The 18295-nt window shown below is 75.5% G+C and carries 15 protein-coding genes; 6 read left to right on the plus strand and 9 right to left on the minus strand.

Annotation, left to right across the window (positions count from 1 at the left end):
- The first annotated feature begins 97 nt into the window (after positions 1-97).
- From BLU95_RS38035 to BLU95_RS38045, 3 genes are all read left to right on the plus strand, one after another.
- Positions 98-1810 (plus strand): helix-turn-helix domain-containing protein, encoded by a 1713-nt coding sequence (locus BLU95_RS38035; RefSeq protein WP_159425188.1) that lies wholly within the window; start codon positions 98-100, stop codon positions 1808-1810.
- Between the two features lie 151 nt (positions 1811-1961).
- On the plus strand, positions 1962-4004 hold the full coding sequence (locus BLU95_RS38040; protein WP_093864014.1) for a hypothetical protein: 2043 nt from the start codon (positions 1962-1964) through the stop codon (positions 4002-4004).
- A 129-nt stretch (positions 4005-4133) separates the two neighbouring features.
- Positions 4134-5666 carry a type 1 periplasmic-binding domain-containing protein gene (locus BLU95_RS38045; protein ID WP_093864015.1) on the plus strand — a complete coding sequence of 511 codons (1533 nt, stop codon included), beginning with the start codon at positions 4134-4136 and terminating at the stop codon, positions 5664-5666.
- Between the two features lie 5 nt (positions 5667-5671).
- Here BLU95_RS38045 and BLU95_RS38050 read toward each other — a convergent pair whose 3' ends face one another.
- The 8 genes from BLU95_RS38050 to BLU95_RS38085 form a co-directional block, all read right to left on the minus strand.
- Positions 5672-7147 (minus strand): HAMP domain-containing sensor histidine kinase, encoded by a 1476-nt coding sequence (locus tag BLU95_RS38050; protein ID WP_093864016.1) that lies wholly within the window; start codon positions 7145-7147, stop codon positions 5672-5674.
- Complete coding sequence (locus tag BLU95_RS38055; protein WP_093864017.1) at positions 7147-7848, minus strand: response regulator transcription factor; 702 nt, start codon at positions 7846-7848, stop codon at positions 7147-7149. The genes BLU95_RS38050 and BLU95_RS38055 overlap by 1 nt, the downstream gene beginning before the upstream one ends.
- Positions 7849-7908: 60 nt before the next feature.
- On the minus strand, positions 7909-9441 hold the full coding sequence (locus BLU95_RS38060; RefSeq protein ID WP_093864018.1) for an alpha/beta fold hydrolase: 1533 nt from the start codon (positions 9439-9441) through the stop codon (positions 7909-7911).
- 167 nt (positions 9442-9608) lie between these two features.
- Positions 9609-11174, minus strand: a complete 1566-nt coding sequence (locus BLU95_RS38065; protein WP_231978103.1) for a trypsin-like serine protease — start codon at positions 11172-11174, stop codon at positions 9609-9611.
- Between the two features lie 356 nt (positions 11175-11530).
- The gene (locus tag BLU95_RS38070; RefSeq protein WP_197698670.1) at positions 11531-12244 is read right to left on the minus strand and encodes a polysaccharide deacetylase family protein; all 714 of its coding nucleotides are present in this window, start codon (positions 12242-12244) and stop codon (positions 11531-11533) included.
- Positions 12245-12471: 227 nt separating this feature from the next.
- Entirely contained in the window at positions 12472-13383 is a 912-nt protein-coding gene (locus BLU95_RS38075) for an arginase family protein (RefSeq protein ID WP_159425189.1), read from the minus strand.
- A gap of 265 nt (positions 13384-13648) precedes the next feature.
- Complete coding sequence (locus BLU95_RS38080) at positions 13649-13942, minus strand: putative quinol monooxygenase (RefSeq protein WP_093864022.1); 294 nt, start codon at positions 13940-13942, stop codon at positions 13649-13651.
- Positions 13939-14841 carry a helix-turn-helix domain-containing protein gene (locus BLU95_RS38085; RefSeq protein WP_159425190.1) on the minus strand — a complete coding sequence of 301 codons (903 nt, stop codon included), beginning with the start codon at positions 14839-14841 and terminating at the stop codon, positions 13939-13941. Before BLU95_RS38085 ends, BLU95_RS38080 begins: the two co-directional genes overlap by 4 nt.
- 7 nt (positions 14842-14848) lie before the next feature.
- Here BLU95_RS38085 and BLU95_RS38090 point away from each other — a divergent pair, with 7 nt between their 5' ends.
- On the plus strand, positions 14849-15460 hold the full coding sequence (locus BLU95_RS38090) for an alpha/beta fold hydrolase (protein WP_093864024.1): 612 nt from the start codon (positions 14849-14851) through the stop codon (positions 15458-15460).
- Here BLU95_RS38090 and BLU95_RS38095 read toward each other — a convergent pair.
- A complete protein-coding gene (locus BLU95_RS38095; protein WP_093864025.1) occupies positions 15429-16532 on the minus strand; it encodes an NADH:flavin oxidoreductase/NADH oxidase in 1104 nt (367 codons plus the stop codon). The two genes, BLU95_RS38090 and BLU95_RS38095, sit on opposite strands and share 32 nt — an antisense overlap.
- A gap of 245 nt (positions 16533-16777) precedes the next feature.
- On the opposite strand from BLU95_RS38095, the gene BLU95_RS38100 reads away from it, so the two are divergent.
- Together BLU95_RS38100 and BLU95_RS38105 are read left to right on the plus strand one after the other, a co-directional pair.
- Positions 16778-17806 carry an MDR family NADP-dependent oxidoreductase gene (locus BLU95_RS38100; protein ID WP_093864026.1) on the plus strand — a complete coding sequence of 343 codons (1029 nt, stop codon included), beginning with the start codon at positions 16778-16780 and terminating at the stop codon, positions 17804-17806.
- Positions 17807-17868: 62 nt separating this feature from the next.
- A complete protein-coding gene (locus BLU95_RS38105; RefSeq protein ID WP_093865432.1) occupies positions 17869-18267 on the plus strand; it encodes a MerR family transcriptional regulator in 399 nt (132 codons plus the stop codon).
- Positions 18268-18295 lie beyond the last annotated feature (28 nt).

Below are 18295 nucleotides of genomic sequence, written 5' to 3' on the forward strand. Positions count from 1 at the left end.
GGAAGAAGCCGCATGGCCCTTGCATTTACCATGCCCGAACGCACAGAAACATCGCATGGGCGAGGGCGGCCCGTGCGGACGGCACAGGGAGCACAACATGATCGTCGGGGACCTCCTGGCGCTGGACGAACTGCACATCGAGGTGGCCTGGGCGACCCCCGACCTGCTCGGCCGCGAGGTCACCGGGGTCACCTCCACCGACCTCCAGGACCCCGCCCGCTACCTCCGGCCCGGCGAGGTCGTGCTCACCGGCCTGGTCTGGTGGCGGCCCGAGGACACCCGCCCCGCCCCGCGGCTCGCCACCGCCCTGCGCTTCGCCAACGCCCTGCGCAGCGCCGAGGCGGCGGCGCTGCTGGCCGGCGAGGGCACCCACGGCACCGTCCCCCCGGAACTGGCCGAGGCCTGCCGCCGCCACGGCGTACCGCTGCTGTCCGTACCCAGCGGCACCAGCTTCCGGGCCGTCACCGACCGCATCTACCTGCGGCTGTGGGGCGACCTCCAGGCCGGCGCCGAAGGCCGGGCCGGGCTGCCGGCCGGCGTCCGGCGCACCCTGACCTCGATGCTGGGCGCGGACGCGCCGCTGGACGGACTGCTGCGCCGGGCCGTCGCCGACCTGGGCGTGCCCGACTGCTCCCTGGTCACCGGCGCCGGCCGGCTGCTGGCCTCCTCAGCGGACGTCCGCCCGGCCCCTCCGCACGCCGCGGTCGCCCGCCCGGCACCGTCGCGTGCCCCGGTCGCCGTCCCGGCCCCTGCACCCGCCCCGATCCCGGTCGGCCCGCCCGGCACGACGCCCTTCGACGGCTGGCTGCTGCAGCCGCACACCGCTCCGGGGCCCGCCGCCGCCACGATGCTGCACGGACTGGCCGAGCTGCTCGCACCGCTCGCCGAACGCGCCCGCGCCACCGCCACCGCCCAACGGCAGGCCGGTACCCGGCTGCTGGAACTCCTCGCCGCCGGCGCCGACCCGGAGGCCGACCACGCGCTGTCCCTCGCCGGACTGCCGCCGCGGCTGCCGCTCACCCCCGTCGCCGCCCGCTTCGGCCCCGCCGCCGGTACCGCCCCTGGAACCCCCGCCGGTTTCGTCCCCGGCACCGCAGCCGCGCCCGGTCCCGCCGACCCGTCCGGGGCCTGGGCCGCCGCCGCGCTCGCCGAGGCCCTGCACCCGACGGCCGCCCCGTTCGTCGCCGCCCCGGACGGCCGCGGCGGCGCCGTGGCACTGGTCGCCCTCCCCGAGGACGCCGTCGCCGCCGCCCTGGACCTCGCCCTGCCCCGGCTCGGCGCGGAGCCGCAGCCGGCCGGTGCCCGGACCGGACCGGGACGACCCGCCGCCGGCGTCGGCCCCACCGTCCCGCCCACCGCCGCCGACCTGCGCCCCGCCCTGGTGCAGGCCCGCTACGCGCTGGACGCCCGCCCGCCCGGCGCGGTCGGCCGCTGGGCGGGCACGGCCTCCCTCGCCGACCTGCTGCGCGGCATCCCGCCCGAGGTCACCGCCGCCTTCCACCAGCGGCTCCTGGCCCCGCTGGTCGACCACGACCGGCAGAACACGGTCTCCCTGGTCGACACCCTCGACGCCTTCCTGCGCCACAACGCCTCCTGGTCCCGCACCGCCGAGGCCCTGCACGTCCACGTGAACACCGTGCACTACCGGGTCAAGCGGATCGAGGAACTGACCGGCCGGAGCCTGCTGCGGCTCGACGACCGGCTCGACCTCCGCACCGCCCTGCTCTGCGCCCCCGCCGCCCTGCTCCGTGCCCCCACCGTGGCGGAGGAGCCCCGGGCCGCCAAGGGACGTACCCGGAAAGCAGGCTGACGACCCGTCGGGCCGATGCCGATCCGCGACCGTGTAGTTGGTGGTATCCCTGCACGGGACGGATGCGGTCGCCTATCCTCCAGGCGCACGGCGAGGTACGGCCTCGCCGGACGACTGGGGGGTCGCGGTGGTTCTGCACGGACGTGCGGCGGTGTTCGAGACGGTCGTGCCTTCGCTCGTCGGCCTGGAGGTGACCGGTGAGGCACCGGGCGTCAGGACGCGGCGACTGCCCGTCCCGAACGGCACCCCGCCGGTGGTCGAGTGCTCGGGCGGGCGGCTCGCCGGACGCACCGCCCTCCTGGCGGGCCTGGACGCGCGGTACGCGGCACACCTGCGCCGGGCCTCGGCCGACCTCGGCCGCCCAGACCTGGGCCGGGCCGACCTCGCACTGGCCGCCGACGACGAGGACCCGACCCGGCGCAACGCCTCGCACACCTCGGACCTGCTGTTCCACCTGCGCCGCGAACTGGGCCGGCGACCCGGGGACTTCGGCGGCAGCATCGCCTTCCCCCGGCTGGTCCAGGGCCTGCTGGCGGTCACCTCCTGGCAGGCCGCCGGCGCCGGCGAGCCGGAGGCGGCCGCCGGGCGCCTGGAGAGCCTGCTCGGGGAGAGCGTCCCCACCGGCCCGGCCCGGCGCGCGCGGGTCACCCAGTGGATGCGGCAGACGGCCCCCGGCCCGGCCGCGGCGGCCCCCGGGGCCGGGCCGGACACCCTCGTCACCCGCCTGGTCGACCTCGTCACGCCGGAACTGCTCGGCCCCTCCGCCCACCGGCACGGGCTGCGCTGGTGGGCCGGCCGACAGGTCGCCGGACCGGGCACCGACCGCGTCCAGCTGAACGAGCTGGCCCGGCGCTTCCGCGGCGACCCGGACGACCGGGAGATCGCGGAACGCCACCTGATGGCCGCCTTCCTGGCGGACATCGACAGCCACTACACCTGGTCGCGCCGGATGAACCGGCTGCCGCGCCCGCTGCTGCTCCTCGACAACGCCCACACCCGGCTCGGCCGGCCGGTGATGCGCACCCTGCTCCAGGTCTGGCACGAGGAACCGCCCGGGACGCGGCCCGCCGTGGTCACCACCGTACTGGCCGGGCAGCCCTCCGGCCCCGAGCCCGACGACACCGTCCCGTCGACGCGCCACGCCGGGAGCCCGTTCTGGCGCCAGGACCGCCCCGGGACGGCGGCCGGCTGGACGGTGCCGCTGCCGCTGGCCGGGCTGGGGCTGGAGGAGGTGACCCTGATGTTCGGCACCGAGCACCCCCCGTCCGGCACCGCCCGGGTGATCCACCGGCTCAGCGCGGGCCGGGCCGGGATCGCCCACGCCCTGGTGGAGGCCGCCCGGAGGGCGATCCGCCAGGGGGACAGCGCGGAGCCGCGCCGGCTGCTCGACCTCCCGGCCCACGACGCGCCCGCGCGGACGGTCCACGAGCAGCTGCTGCGGGTCCTGGTCCCCGGGGAGCGCGACCTGGAGCGGCTGACGTACTACAGCCCGGCCCTCGACGACGGGGCCGCCGACCTGCTCGGCGCCTACTACCCGCCGAGCGACGGCAGCCCGCTGGACGTCCAGGAGGCCAGGAGGCTGCTGGAACGCAACCACTGGGCCGTCACCGCGCACCAGGCCGTCGACGCGCCCTTCGTCCAGGACCGCACCCTGCGCGCCCTGCTCGGGCACCGGCTGGCCGTCCAGGTGGCCGGGGAGCCCGGCATTCAGACCTGGCGGCACCTGCACGGCACCGTGCGCGCGCGGTACGCGCCGAACGGCGCCGGGCTGCCGGACCAGGCCCTGTACCACGCGCTCGCCGTGCACGACACCGGAGTCGTCGTGCGCACCCTGCACCAGCGCCTGGCCGAACGCAGCGCCGCCGACTGGCTCGCCTCGGTCAACCTGATCTGTTCCGCGCCGCACCCGCCGGGGCCCCTGCCGGCCGCCGCCGCGACCAACGAGCAGTGCCAGGCCTGCCGGCACGGCGACGTCGCCGTGCACCGGGCGATCGACCTCCTGGTGCGCAACCTGTGGGTGCAGTCCCACCCGCTCTCGGCGCCCGCCCCGGCGCTGACCGACAGCATCCGGCTCCAACTGCTCACCCTCGCCCAGTACACCGGGGCGGCCGACCAGGCGGTGTTCTTCCAGGCGCACGAGACCTGGCCCGGACGGCTGCGCCGCTGGCACCAGGCACCCGACCTGCCGGTCTGACCCGGTCCCCGACCGCCGACGCCGATTCGCCGCCGGTCCGCCGCCGGTCCGCCGCCGGTCCGACCCCGGTCGCCCCGCCCCGCCGTTCGCCCCGGCCCGCCCTGCCCCGACCTGAGGAGACGCCCGACCGTGAAACCGTCCCTGCCCCAAGGGCCCCTGAACCGCGCGCTGGTGATCCTGCTGGCGGTCGCCGTCCTCGGCACCGCCGGCTACTTCGGCTACGGCCTCCTGACGGACCGCAGCTGCGCCGCCGGTGTGACCGAGATCGGGAACGAGTGCGTCGGCGTCACCGACGGGTCGTACGTCTTCAACGACGACCTGGGGCCGGTGACCGCGCGGATCAAGGAGGAGAACGACGGCGTGGCCGGGAAGAACCCGGTCACCGTCGCCCTGATGATCCCGCTGATCTCCGACCAGCAGGCCGAGCGGCGCGAGATGGTCGAACAGGTCCAGGGCGCCTACCTGGCCCAGTACCGGGCCAACCGCGAGGACGGGAAGCAGCCGCCGGTCCGGCTGGTCCTCGCCAACCCCGGCCGGGAGTACGGGCAGTGGCGGCACGTCGCCGACCAGCTGGCCCGGTCCGCGACCGACGGCAAGGTGAACCTGCGGGCCGTCACGGGCATCAACATCAGCATCGCCAACAGCGAGGCCGCCGTGCACTACCTCACGGCGGAGAAGCACATCCCCGTCGTCGCCGGCCCGATGACCGCCGACGACATCGCCAACAGCGCCGCCGACCCGCGCCACTACCCGGGCCTGGCCCGGATCGCCCCCAGCAACAGCGACCAGGCGGACGCCCTCGCCGCCTACGGCGCGGGCATCAAGCCCGCCGAGACCCTGGTGATCGAGGACACCCGGGAGGGCGACAACTACCTCTCCACCCTGCGGGCCACCTTCGCCGAGCTCACCAAGGGCGCGCCCAACGCCCCGGAGACCTTCGAGTCCCCGCAGGACTTCACCCAGGAGGGCAACCTCGGCAACGTCTTCGACCAGATGGTGCCCGACATCTGCAGCTCCGCCGCGTCCACCCTGTTCTTCGCCGGACGCCCGGTGCAGCTGCGGCTGTTCCTGGTCGCGCTGGGCGACCGCAAGTGCAACAAGCCCTACACGGTCATCACCGGCTCGCACGCCTCCACCCTGATGGTCGACCAGAAGTTCGAGAGCAAGTGGGACTCGCTCACCAAGAGCGCGGGCATCACCGTGCGGTACACGGCGCTCGCCCACCCCGACAGCTGGGGCGGGTCGAGCACCGAGGGCCCCGGCGGATCGAAGGGCCCGACCGCCGAGCTCGCCGCCCTGCTGCTGGCGGACGCCACCAAGCAGCCCGACCGGATCGGGCCCGCCGACCGCCGCGACGGCCGGATCATCATCACCTACGACGCGGTGACCACCGCCGTCGCGGGGATCCGCAAGGACGTCGGCGGATCCGTGTCCATGCCCTCCCTCGACGACGTCACCCAGAGCTGGCGCCGGCTGCACGGCGGCAACCGGGTGGACGGCGCCAGCGGCTGGATCTGCCTCGACCAGTACGGCAACCCGCACAACAAGGCCGTCCCGATCGTCCACCTCGACCCGGCCGTCCGCGGCGCCGTCCTGGACACCGTCGCCTGGCCGCTCGGCCACGCCCCCGACGCCAACTGCTCCATCGGCGCGGAAGGCTGACGACCCTACCGGCCGTCCCGCGCGCCGGGCACGGCCCGGGGGAGCGCGCGGGGGAACGCGCGGGGAAGGGTGAAACCGACCTCCGCGCCGCCCTCCGGTCCGGTGCCGGCGAACACGGTGCCGCCGTCGGCGGTGACGAGGTCGTGGACGATGGCCAGCCCCAGCCCGGAGCCCGGCGTCGACTGGGTGCCCGACCCCCGGTAGAAGCGGTCGAAGACGGCGTCCCGCTCCTCGGGCCCGATCCCCGGCCCGAGGTCGCGCACCACCAGCCGCATGCACGGCACCCCGCCGGCACCGCCCGCACCGGCACCGCCCCCAGCGGCGCCGTCCCTGCCGGTACCGCCCCCGCCGTCGTTCCGGCCCGCACCGGCCGGTGCCGTCCCGACCAGCACCGTGACCGGAGTGTCCCCGGGGCTGAACTTGACCGCGTTGGCCAGCAGGTTGTCGATGCAGCGGTGCAGCGCGCGCGGCCGGGCGAGCACGACCGCGGCCGGGTCCCGGTCCGGCCCGGTGCCCGCCGTGCCCACGGTGATGACACGCCCGGTGCGCCGCCGGAACCGGTCCGCGCAGTCCTCGGCCGCCGCCGCCAGGTCCAGCGGCTCCGGGTCCTCGTCGGCCTGCCGGTCGACGGACAGCTCGACCAGCTCGCGCACCAGCTCGTCGAGCGCGACGCTCTCCGCGACCAGGGTGGCGAGGATCTTCTCCTCGTCCTCGGGCGCCAGCCGGCCCCGGGCCCGCTGCAACAGCTCCGCGCTCCCGCGCACCGAGGTGAGCGGGGTGCGCAGCTCGTGGCTGGCGTTCTGCACCAGCCGCTGCTGCGCCTCCCGGGAGCGGCGCAGCGCGTCGAGCATCACCTCGAAGGCGAGGGTCAGCCGACCCACCTCGTCTCGCCCCGCGGCCGGGAGCGCGGTGCCGAGGTCCTGGGTCGAACTGATCCGCTCGGCGGCGCGGGCCAGCCGACGCATCGGACGGAGGATCCGGCCGATCAGCAGCCAGCTGAGCGCGGCGCAGGCGGCGGCCGAACCCGCCGTCGTCCAGCCGATCCGCCCGAGGAACTCCCGGTCCACCCGCTCGGCGTCCGCGTAGTCCTGACTGACGACCAGGGCGCCGTGGCCCTCGCCGCGTCCCAGGACCAGCACCCCGAAGGTGCGGTCGCCGACCGTGCTCTCGGCCAGCAGCCGGCCCTCGCCGGAGCGGGCCACCGCGAGCGCGCCCGGGGGGACCGGCAGGGTGGTGCGGCCGGGGGAGAGCGGCCGCACCGTGCCGTCCGCGAGGAGCAGCTGCTCGGCGGTGTCGGGCCGCTCGGCGGGGACCCGCCCGGCGTCGAGGACGGCGGCGACGGCTTCCGCCCGGTCGACCAGCGCCCGGTCGAACTGGTCGGCGACCGTCGCGGTGACCCCGCGGTAGGAGCTGACCACGGAGACGATCACGGCCAGCAGGGTGGCGGCCACCACCACGAGGGTGATCCTGGTGCGCAGCACTACGCGGCCCGCACGAGGTAGCCGACGTTGCGGACGGTGTGGATCAGCCGGGGTTCGCCGCCCTCCTCGCTCTTGCGGCGCAGATAGCCGATGTAGACGTCGAGCGAGCGCGAGTCGGTGTCGAAGTCGTAGCCCCAGATCCGCTCGTAGATCTGCGGGCGGGTGAGCACCGCGCCCTGGTTGCGCAGCAGCAGTTCCAGCAGGTCGAACTCGGTCTTGGTGAGGTCGAGGAGCCGGCCGCCGCGGTGGGCACGGCGCGCGGCGGTGTCCACCGCGAGGTCCTGGCAGGCCAGCACCCCCGGATCGGCGGCCGGGGCGGAGCGCCGGAGCAGGGCGCGTATCCGGGCCAGCAGTTCCTCGGTGGCGAAGGGCTTGGCCAGGTAGTCGTCCGCCCCGGCGTCCAGCCCGGCGACCCGGTCGCCGAGCTGGTGCCGGGCGGTGAGCACCAGGACCGGCAGCCGGTCGCCGCGGCGGCGCAGCATCCGGCACAGGGCCAGCCCGTCCAGCCGGGGCATCACCACGTCCACCACGGCGAGGTCGGGGCGGTGTCGCTCCAGCAGCTCCAGGGCGTCCTGCCCGTCGGTGGCGGTGAGGACCGAGTAGCCCTCGAAACGCAGCAACTGGTCGAGGGTGGTGCGGACACCGGGGTCGTCCTCGACGACGAGCACGGTGCGGCCGTGGGTGGCGGTGGCATCTGTCATGGCGTCATTCTCGCTGGTCGTGGCGGATGGTGGGGGTGCGGACGGACGCCCCGTCCGGTGTCAGCGGCGCACCGGGGAGACGGTGATCGGCGGTACGGCGGCCGTGCACGAGGTGTCGCCCGGCTGCCCGGTGCGGACGAAGGAGTCGACGATCCCCAGCGTGCAGTGCGTGGACTCCAGCTCCGCCACGTGTCCGGCGTTGGGCACCGTGACGACGGTCGAGCGCCGGAACTGGGCCGCCGACTCACGGGTGGCGCTCTCCGGGGTGTTGGAGTCGAGGTCGCCGGCGAACAGCAGCACCGGCACGTCCGGCTGCGCGGCGTCCACCGGCTGGGGGCGGGCGGTGCCGGTGCGCGGCCATCGGATGCAGGCGTCGGCGCCGTCGGTCTGCCCCTCGGTGAAGCCCTTGACGCTGAACGCCCCGAACCGGCCCGGGTCGGCCGCCGACAGCGCCGCCCGGTACTCGCGCCGGCGCTCCGGCAGCGAGGAGTCCACGGACCAGGCCCGCGGGTAGTCGTTGCAGACCACGGCCAGGAAGGACGCCTGGTCCTCCCGGGTCGCGAGCCGGTAGTCGGCGTCGACCAGGGACCGCAGCGCGCGGTCGTCGCCGCGGGCCGCATCGTGCAGCGCGGCCGGCAGCCCGCCGAGCAGCGAGGGCTCGGCCGGGCTCTCCCCGGCGCCGCGGCTGGCCGCCTCGTACAGCAGATTGGCGAGCTTGTCCTCGGTGAAGCGCAGCGTGCGGGTCGCACCGGCGGCCTCGACCCGCAGCGTGAGGGGCCGCTCGCGCAGCCTCCCGGCCACGGTGCGGAGGTCCTCGACGGCGGTGTCCCCGTCGCAGGCGCCGCTGCGCTCGCAGACCCGCTTCAGGGCCAGCGACACCGCGTCGGCGCTGGGGCGGGCCAGCGGGTCGACACCGAGCGGGTAGGCCCCGGACAGCACCATCGCGTCGACCCGCCCGGGGTGGCGGCTCGCGTACACCGGCATCAGATAGGTGCCGTAGGAGAGCCCGTAGGGGATCAGCGACTCGGCGCCGATCCGGGCCCGCACCGCGTCGATGTCGTCGGCGGTCGCGGCACTGGTGTAGCCCTCGGCGCGGGCACCCAGCGCGGCCGCGCAGCGGGCGACGGCGTCGCGCTGGCCGGCACGGTCCGCGAAGCGGTACTCGGCGTCGGTGACCCCGCACGGGATCCGCCCGGAGCGCCCGGTGCCGCGCGGGTCGACCAGCAGCACGTCGTGGCTGCCGAGCACCCCGTCGAGCCCGGCGGCGAACGCCCCGGCCCGGTCGATCGCGGTCTCCCCGGGTCCGCCGGGGTTGACCGCGACCGTCCCCAGGGCCGGGCCGGCGTCCCGGTGCCGGAGCACCGCGTACGCGACGGAGACCCTGCCCAGCCACGGCTTGCCGCTCACCACCGGCCGGTCGACGGTGCCGCAGTCCACCCGGATGCCCTCCACCGAGGGGCACCGGGCGGCGTTGCCCGGCCGTGCCCCCTGCGGCGACGCGACGGCCGCCCCGGCGGGCAGCACCGTCATCAGCACCGCCGCCGCCCCCGCGACCGCCCCGGCCCGCCGCAGGATGCCCGTGTTCCTCGTCATGGTGGTGTCCCTTCCGTCCTGTCGTCCCCGGGTGCTTCCGGTGCTTCCCGGTGCTTCCCGGTGCTTCCCGGTGCTTCCCGGTGGTGAGGACGACACTGCCGGGCCCCGGTCAGGGGCCCGGCAGAGCGACGGCAAGGACGTGTAAGAAAACGCGGGGCCGGTCGTGCCTAGGGGTGGCGAGGTCCTCCGGTGGCACCGGTGAGCGCACAGCCCGGGCGGGTCAGGTCCAGTCGCGAGCCCGTGGTGAGGCAGCCGGCGATCCGGTCGACCTGCTGGCCGTAGCTGCGGCCCTGCACCGCGGTCACCGATCCGTCCCGGCCGACCTCACAGGGGTTGTTGTTGGTGCACTGCTCGCCGTCGCGGTTGTGGGTGTTGTTGATGCCCACGACGGTCTCCCCGTCGGACGCCAGCAGCGCGCTGCCGGAGTGGCCGGGCCCGCTGGTGCAGCCGGCGTAGCGCACCGAGCGGTCCTGCTGGTAGCCGTCCTCCCGCAGGTGCGGCACCACGGCGTCCACCGTGCACGACGGACGGTTGAAGTTGTAGGCCATGGTCAGCCGGTCACCCTTGCGCATCGGGGTGGTGGACAACCGGAAGACCTTCGCGCCCTCCGCCGCCAGCTGTGCGTACGTCTTGTCCAGCCGGTACAGCGCGATGTCGGTGCCCGACATCGTCGCGTACACCAGCCGGGTCGCGCGGGCGCTGGTCCGGGTGTAGCCGGCCGAGTCGGTGATGGTGACCGGGTCCTTCAGATCGGCGGGCCGGTCCACCAGGGCCGTGCCCGGTGCGGGCCGACCGCTCGGCACGCAGTGGCCGTTGGTCAGCACCAGTGCCGGGTCCTTGGGGCGCGCGGTGGGCGGCCGCACCACGGACCCCACGCAGTTGCCCACCTTGGCCGCGCCCTCGACGTTCGGGATCGGGTCGAACGGCGGCACATCGGTTCCGTTCACGATGCCGTTGATCCAGGGGGTGTTCTTCGCGACATCGGAGTACACACCGGGGAAGTCGGAGTCCTTGCTGCTGCCACCGACGACCGTTCCGGCCAGCACCCACTCGTTGCCCTCGCGAACCAGGGCGGGCCCTCCGGAGTCCGTCGTCCCCGGCCCGGCGGCAGGATCGACACGGCCGATGCACAAGGGCGGAATGCCCTCGACCTCGTCCAAGCACTTCTGGAGCTGCGTGACCTCGGTGTCGACCTCGCGCAGTTTGTTGGAGAAGCACGTGGTGTCGGCGAAGTCGTCGCAGCCCGTCGAGGACGGGCCCCAGCCGAGGAGGCGGGCGGGCGTCCCCGCGGCGGGCGTGGTCCCGGCCAGCCGTACGGGCTCGGCCCGCACCGGGGTGCGCAGGTGCAGCAACGCGATGTCCTCGCCCGGGGGGTCGTACTTGGCGATGCGCCGGTAGAACCGGTCGACCTCGGCGACCTCGCCGCCGGTGGTCACGTCCAGCGACCCGACGCGGACCTTCCAGTCACGGGGAACGCCCGCCTTCGAGCCGGTCGGGGTGCTGGCGCAGTGCCCCGCGGTCATCACCCAATCGGGAGCGACGAGCACGCCCCCGCACCGGTGGCCGTCCGCGCGGGGAGCGTCGTACTGGACCGAGACCATGAACGAGTACGGTTCGGTGGACTCGCTACCCCCGACGACGGCCTGTGCCGGTAAGGCGGTGGCCAGGCTGGTGATCGCCGCTGCCGCCGTCGTCAGGACGGCGGCCGTCCTCCGGCCCATCCATGTGCGCATGTGTGACTCCCGTTCGTCCGCCGCCGGCCACGAGGCCGGGCGGGTGTGTACGGAGGAACAGCATCCGGCTGTTCCGCATGGCCACGATCTTGGACGCGGGGGGCTTCCGGCAGGCTTCACCCGTGCTTCAGGCACCGCACGGCAACCGCTCGAACGTGTTTCAGCAACGTGCTTCGGCAACGTGTTTCAGCGAGGACCGGCCCGGGCCTCGGCGAGGCGGCGGACGGCCCCGCCGGCCGGCTCGACCGGGCGGCGGGCGGCCTCACCGCGGTCCTCGCACCGCTGCGTTCCCGGCGCGGTCGTGCGCGCTCCCCGGGCGCACGAGGTCCCGGGGAGCGGCGGTGCCGAGGGAGCGGTCAGCGGCAGGGGAGGAGGGCGAAGGTGTAGCCCCGGGACTTGAGGGTGCGCAGGATGGCGGGCAGCGCGGCCACGGTCTGGCTGCGGTCGCCGCCCCCGTCGTGCATCAGGACGACGGCGCCGGGAGTGACCCGGTCCAGCACCCGGCGCTCGATCGCGGCGCGCCCCGGCCGGGCCCAGTCCTGCGGGTCGACGCTCCACAGCTGGACGGTCTTGCCGAGCCGCGCCGCGCCGGAGCGCACGGCGGTGTTGACCGCGCCGTACGGGGGGCGCAGGCAGCTCGGCGTGGTCCCGGTCCGGGCGCGGATGCGTGCGTCGGTGGACGTCACCTGGGAGTCGAAGGCGGACTTGGAGAGGGAGCGCAGGTCGGGGTGGGACCAGCTGTGGTTCTGCACGCTGTGGCCCTGGTTGTGCACCCGGCTGGTGACCTCGGGGTACGCGGCGACGTTCTGGCCGATCTCGAAGAACGTGGCCCGGGCCCCGTACTGGGCCAGCAGCGCCAGGACCTGAGGGGTGTACCGGGGGCTCGGTCCGTCGTCGAAGGTCAGGTAGACGACCTTGGCCGGTGCCGCCTGGGCGGGGGCGGCGGGCAGGGCGACCACGGCGGTGGCGGCGGCCAGCAGGGTGCCGACGGCGAGGCGGGCGGCGCGGCGGCCCCGGGGCCGGTGCGGGGCCCGGGGCGAGGTCAGTGAGGTCACTCGGGTCGTGGTCACGGGTGCTCCCAACGGCCGCGGAACCGGAACGAACCCGGTGCCCGCCCCCCTCCCCGGCCCTCCGTCCAATGTAGCGGCCCGTACCCGCACCGTCCCGGGGCCGGACGGCGCGGGGGCGTTCTTCGGCCAGACCCGGCGTCGGCCCGGGTCGGCGGAGGCGCGCCGCCGCATTGGACGGGCGGTCGGACGGCAACCGGCCCGGCGCCGCCCGGATGCTCCTGCAGACGTCAGTCGACGCGTCGACCGAGCGCCGCGACCAGGGCGCCGACCAGCGTGTCGACCATCGCCCCGTCCGGGTCGCGGTCCGGGTTGACCTCGGTCACCACCAGCCCCGCCATCGGTGGCGCCGCGCAGAACTCGGCCAGGCAGTCGAAGGCCACGCCGATCGGCAGCCCCTCGTTGAAGTGCGGGAAGTTCGCCAGCGGGAGGTCCACCGAGTCGATCACGTCCACGTCGAAGTGCAGCACGAACCGCTCGTGGTCGGCGGCGAGCGCCCGCCAGGCGGCCCGCGCCTCGACGACCGGGTCCACCCGGGGGGCGGTGAGCTCCGTGCACGGCAGGGCACGCAGCCGGTAGCGGCCCAGCCGCTCCCGCCCCGCCGCGCCGAGTTCCACCGGGTCGTAGCCGAACGCCACGATCCCCTCGGGGCCCAGCAGCGGGATGCGCGGACCGGCCTCCCGCAGCTCCGGCGCGCCCTCGCCGAGCAGGTGCGACAGCACCATGGTGTCCAGGATCCCGGAGCGGCTGGTGTCCGGCACCGACAGGTCGAGGTCCCCGTCGAAGTACAGCAGGCCGGTGCCGGGCCGGCGGGCCACGTACGCGGCGAGCACGCCCAGCGTGATCGTGCAGTCCCCGCCCACGACCAGGGGCACCGCGCCGTCGTCGAGGATGCCGCCGACGGCCTTGGCCACCGCGCGCACCACCTCGACCACCAGCGGCAGGTTCTGCCGGTCCCGGTGGTCGGGGTCGGTCCGGAACGGCACCACCGGCAGGTCCCCGCGGTCGGTCACCGCCACTCCGGCCGTCCGCAGCCGTTCCACCAGGCCGGCGGAGCGCAGGGCCGCCGGGGCCTTCTCCTGGCCGGGGCCGTGCGTGCCCGCGCAGGACGGGACTCCCAGCAGTGCGAACTCCTCGGCCACGGTCGCTCCCTGTCCGTTCGTCGTCCGTTCGTCCCGGTCCTGTTTCCGGCCCTGTTCCGGGCGCTGTTCCCGGCTCCGCCCGGCGGCCCCGTCCTCGTCCGGGGCCGCGTCCGCACCGGGACCGGGGCGGACGGCGGCAGCGGGCCGAGCGTAGTCGGCGGACGGCGCCGGAGGCGCGTTCATCCCGGGGTGTCGGTCCTGCCGGTCGTCGGGGCAGCGGCGGGCCCGGTGCCCGCCGGTGCCCGGGAGTACCCCGGCACGGTGGTCAGCGGGTGAAGCCGGTGACCACCTCGGCGAACTCGACCACCGGTTCCTCCGCCAGCAGCAGCGGGAACCGGTCGAGCAGCCCGGCCACGTACGGCGCCGCGAAATGCGCGTCCCGGGCAGGGCCGTCCGCGTACCGCTCCACCACCAGGAACCGCCCGCCGTCCTGGCGGGCCACCGAGTACGCCAGCGCGCCCGGTTCGCCGGCCGTGCGCCCGGCCACGTCGCGCAGCGCGGCGTCCAGTTCGTCCACGTGCTCCGGCCTGGCCCGCAGGATCGCCAGCACCATGGTCATGAGGTCTCCTCCCGTGTCGTCCGGGCTCCAGGCCGGCCGTCGGGAGGCAGTGACGGATAGTAGAAATGCGACCGGCCGGGCCCGAGCAGCTCGGCCGGACGCTCCCCGGTGAGCCGGCGGAACTCGCGGGTGAAGTGGCTCTGGTCGTAGTACCCGGCGTCCAGCGCCGCCGGGAGGCTGTGGGGCGGCTCCTCCCGCAGCAGCAGCCGGGCGAGCCGCTGGAACCGGGCCAGCCGCTGGAACTCCTTGGGCCCGGCGCCGACCGCCGCCGGGAACATCCGCTGCAACCGCCGCGGGCCGACCCCGACCGTCTCCGCCAGCCGGTCGATCCGCAGTCCGGCGGGCCCGCGGTAGATCCGCCCCACCGCGGCGTCCAGCCACGGCTCCGGCCGCCGGTGCGCTTCGAGCAGACCGGTCAGGAAGCGGTCCAGCACCGCCACTCGCGCGACCGGACCGCGGGCCGACCGGACCCGTTCGACCAACCGCCGCCCCGGAGCGCCCCACAGCTCCTCGGTGTCCACCACCCGGTCGGCCAGTTCGTCGAGGCCGGCCGGCACCAGGTGGCGCAGCGCACCGGCCCGGAACCGCACCGCCACGAACCCGGGCCGTCCCGCGCCCGCCCGGTGCTCCAGGGACCAGGGCGTGCGCCGGAGGCAGACCAGGTGCCCGGCCGGCAGCGGGGTCGGCGGTCCTCCGTCCACAGGCCGCAGGTCCACCCCGCCCGACCAGTGCACCCAGAGCTCGGCCCCGGTGCCGGGAAGCAGCCGGGGCAGCGCGCCCGCGCCGCCCTCGGACCACCAGTACCGCTCGACCAGGGCCGCGAGGGCCGGCGCGGGACGGGTGTACGCCACGGCCGGTCGGCCCGTCAGTTCCGTTGCCTGATAAGACGATCGGCTCACCCGGAAGATGGTACGGCCATCGCCGTCGGGTCCGTGTGCGATCGATCGCCATGGTGGACCTCTACGCTCCGACCGAACCGTACGACCGCGGGGTCCCACGCGGGCCCGGGACCCGTCCCGCCACCGACTGGTCCGCTTCGACCGGCGCAACTGCGGGCGCAGCACCCCGCACGCCTCGGACCCGGCCGTGGACCTGGGCGTGAACACCACCCGGCACCTGATCGAGGACATCGAGCGTCTGCGCGAGCACCTCGGTATCGAGCGGTGGCTGGTCGACGGCGCCTCCTGGGGACCGGCGCTGGCGTTGGCCTGCACCCAGCGGTACCCGGAGCGGGTGACCGAGGTGGTGATCGCCGCCGTGACCACCGCCCGACGCTCGGAGATCGACTGGCTCTACCGGGGCGTGGCGCGGTTCCGCCCGGAGGCCTGGGAGCGTTTCCGGGACGCGGTGCCGGAGGCCGAGCGCGACGGGGACCTGCTCGCCGCCTACGCCGGGCTGACGGCACACCCCGACCGGGCGGTGCGCGAGCGGGCCGCCGCCGACTGGCCGGCCCGGGAGGACGCGGTGGCTGAACGCGTCGCCGTTGTCACGCGCGGTGGTAGGGCATCGGGCCCGTGACCTCGACGCCGAGCGCACCGGCGGCCTGGCGGGCCCAGAACGGGTTGCGCAGCAGCTCGCGGCCGACCAGGACGGCGTCGGCCCGGCCCTCGGCGAGGATCCGCTCGGCCTGCTCGACGTCGGTGATCAGGCCGACCGCCGCCACCGGCAGGTCCGTCTCCGTGCGCACCGCCTCGGCGAACGGGACCTGGAAGTCGGGGACGGACTCGATCCGGGCGTCCGGGACGAGGCCGCCGGTGGAGACGTCCAGCAGGTCGACGCCGTGGGCCTGGAGCTCCTTGGCCAGCCGGACGGTGTCCTCCGAGGTCCAGCCCTCGCGCCCATCCTCGGGGTTCTCGGTGAGCCAGTCGGTCGCCGAGACCCGGAAGAAGAGCGGGAGTTCCTCGGGCCACACCTCGCGCACGGCGTCGACGACCTCCAGCGCGAACCGGATCCGGCCCTCGAAGGAGCCGCCGTAGCCGTCGGTGCGCCGGTTGCTGTGCGGGGAGAGGAACTCGTGCACGAGGTAGCCGTGCGCCCCGTGGATCTCGGCGACCTGGAAGCCGGCGTCCAGGGCCCGGCGCGCGGCGTCGGCGAACTGCCGCACGATCGCGCCGATCTGCTCCACCGTGAGCTCCTCGGGCGAGACCCGGTCCGGCGCGAACGGCAGCGCGCTGGGTGCCACCGGCCGCCAGCCGTGCGTCTCGTCCGGAGCGATGGCCCGGCCCCGGTCGACCCAGGTCCGCTCGGTCGACGCCTTCCGCCCGGCGTGAGCGATCTGGATCGCCGGCACGGTGCCCTGCTCCTTGAGGAAGGAGGTGATCCGCCGGAACCCCTCGACCTGGGCGTCGTTCCACAGCCCGAGGTCGTAGGGCGAGATCCGGCCCTCGGGGCTCACCGCGGTGGCCTCGACGATGATCAGCCCGGTCCCGCCGGCGGCGCGCGCCGCGAGGTGGGTGAAGTGCCAGTCCGTCGGCACGCCCGCCGCCTCGCCGTCCGGCGCGGCGCTGTACTGGCACATCGGCGGCATCCACACCCGGTTGGGGACGGTCAGCGACCGCAGGGTGAAGGGGGTGAACAGGCTGGTGCTCATGTCGGATCTCCAGGAGAACGGCCCAAGAGTGATTGCAGATGCAATCTCTGTGGGAACAATAGTTGCATGCGCGCCACAATCGCAAGCCTCGGTCGTGGTCGGCCGGGAGCCGGGCACGGGCCGGACACGCGCCGGGCGCGGGCTTGCCCCTGACGCGCGGGGCAGGGGTTAGCGTCCGGATGTCGGGCCGCCCCGAGGCGGCCGCACGACGCCACCAACACCACCACCGGACCCTGGAGTTCGCCATGTCCCCGTTCCCCGCCCGCACCCGTGAGGTCCGCCTCGTCGCCGCTCCGGACGGGCTTCCCGTCCCCGCCGACTTCGCCCTCGTCGAGACCCCCCTCGCCGCACCGGGGCCGGACCGGGTACTCGTCCGCAACCGCGCCTTCGTGGTCTTCCCCGGGCTGCGCAGCCTGATCGGTGGCGAGCTGCCCGCCGCCGCGCTGCCGACGGTCCGACCGGGGGACCCGATCTTCGGGCCCGCCCTCGGCGAGGTCCTGGCTGCGCCCGCCGAAGGACCGCTGCGCCCCGGGGACCTGGTGACCCACCTGCTGGGCTGGCGCGAGCACGCCGTCGCCGAGGCCGCCGTGTTCACCCGGGTGGCCGACGGCTTCCCCGATCCGCTCGCCCTGCTGTCGCCCGGCCTGGCCGCCTACGGCGCGCTGACCCGGGCGGCCGGGGTGCGGGAGGGCGACATCGTCCTCGTCACCGGCGCGGCGGGCGCGGTCGGCACGGTCGCCGGACAGGTGGCCCGGCTGCTCGGGGCCGCGCGGGTGATCGGCACCACCGGCTCGGCCGCGAAGGCCAAGCGGCTGACGGAGGAACTCGGCTACGACGCCGTCCTGGTGCGCGGCGAGCGCCCGATCGCGGACCAGCTCGCCGAGGCGGCCCCGGAAGGCATCGACGTCCTGCTCGACATGGTCGGCGGCGAGCAGCTGACGGCCGCCGTCGACGCCGCCCGGCCGGGCGCGCGGTTCGCGCTGATCGGCGCGCTCGCCGGCCAGTTCGACCCGGCCCGCCGCGGTGCCAGCTCGCCCGCCGTGGTGGACAGCTTCCGCCTGCTCCTCCTCGACGCCACCGTCCACGGCATCTCCGGCCGGCGCTACCAGGACCTGGACCCGGAATGGCGCGAACGGCTCGCGGACTGGCTGCGCTCCGGCGAACTGACCGTCCCCCGGACCGTCCTCACGGGCATCGAACAGGCTCCCGGGGCGTTGTCCAGGCTGATCGAGGGCGACCTCTTCGGCGCGCTGATCGTGGAACTGACGGACTGACGGACCGGCCGGCTCCCCGGCCGGTCGGCCGACGGACACACGGAGGACGGATGGCCGCTCGGATGAGGATCGGCGACGCGGCGGCAGCCGCCGGCACCACGCCCAGGGCGCTGCGTTTCTACGAACAGCGCGGCCTGCTCCCGCCGCCCGCCCGCAGCGCCTCCGGCCAGCGCGAGTACGGCTCGGGCACCGTGGACAGAGTGCGGGTCATCCGCGCCCTGCTGGCCCTCGGCCTGACCGTTGAAGACCTCGTCAGCCGCTCGCACCGGCTCGACCTGCTCGCCGAGGACCCTCCGCGCAGCTGCGCCTCCGACGGGGACTTCGGGCCGGACACCTTCGCCCCGGTGGTCGAGCGGCGGCTCGCCGCGCTGGACGCGGAGATCGCCCGGCTGACCCGGCTGCGCGAGGCCCTGGCCCGCCACACCGGGACGCCGCCCGGTCCGGAGCTCCCGGGGCAGTGAGTAGTGCCGGACCCGGTGGTGCCGGGCA

It is taken from the genome of Streptomyces sp. TLI_053, assembly GCF_900105395.1.
In the GTDB taxonomy this organism is placed as follows: Bacteria; Actinomycetota; Actinomycetes; order Streptomycetales; family Streptomycetaceae; genus Kitasatospora.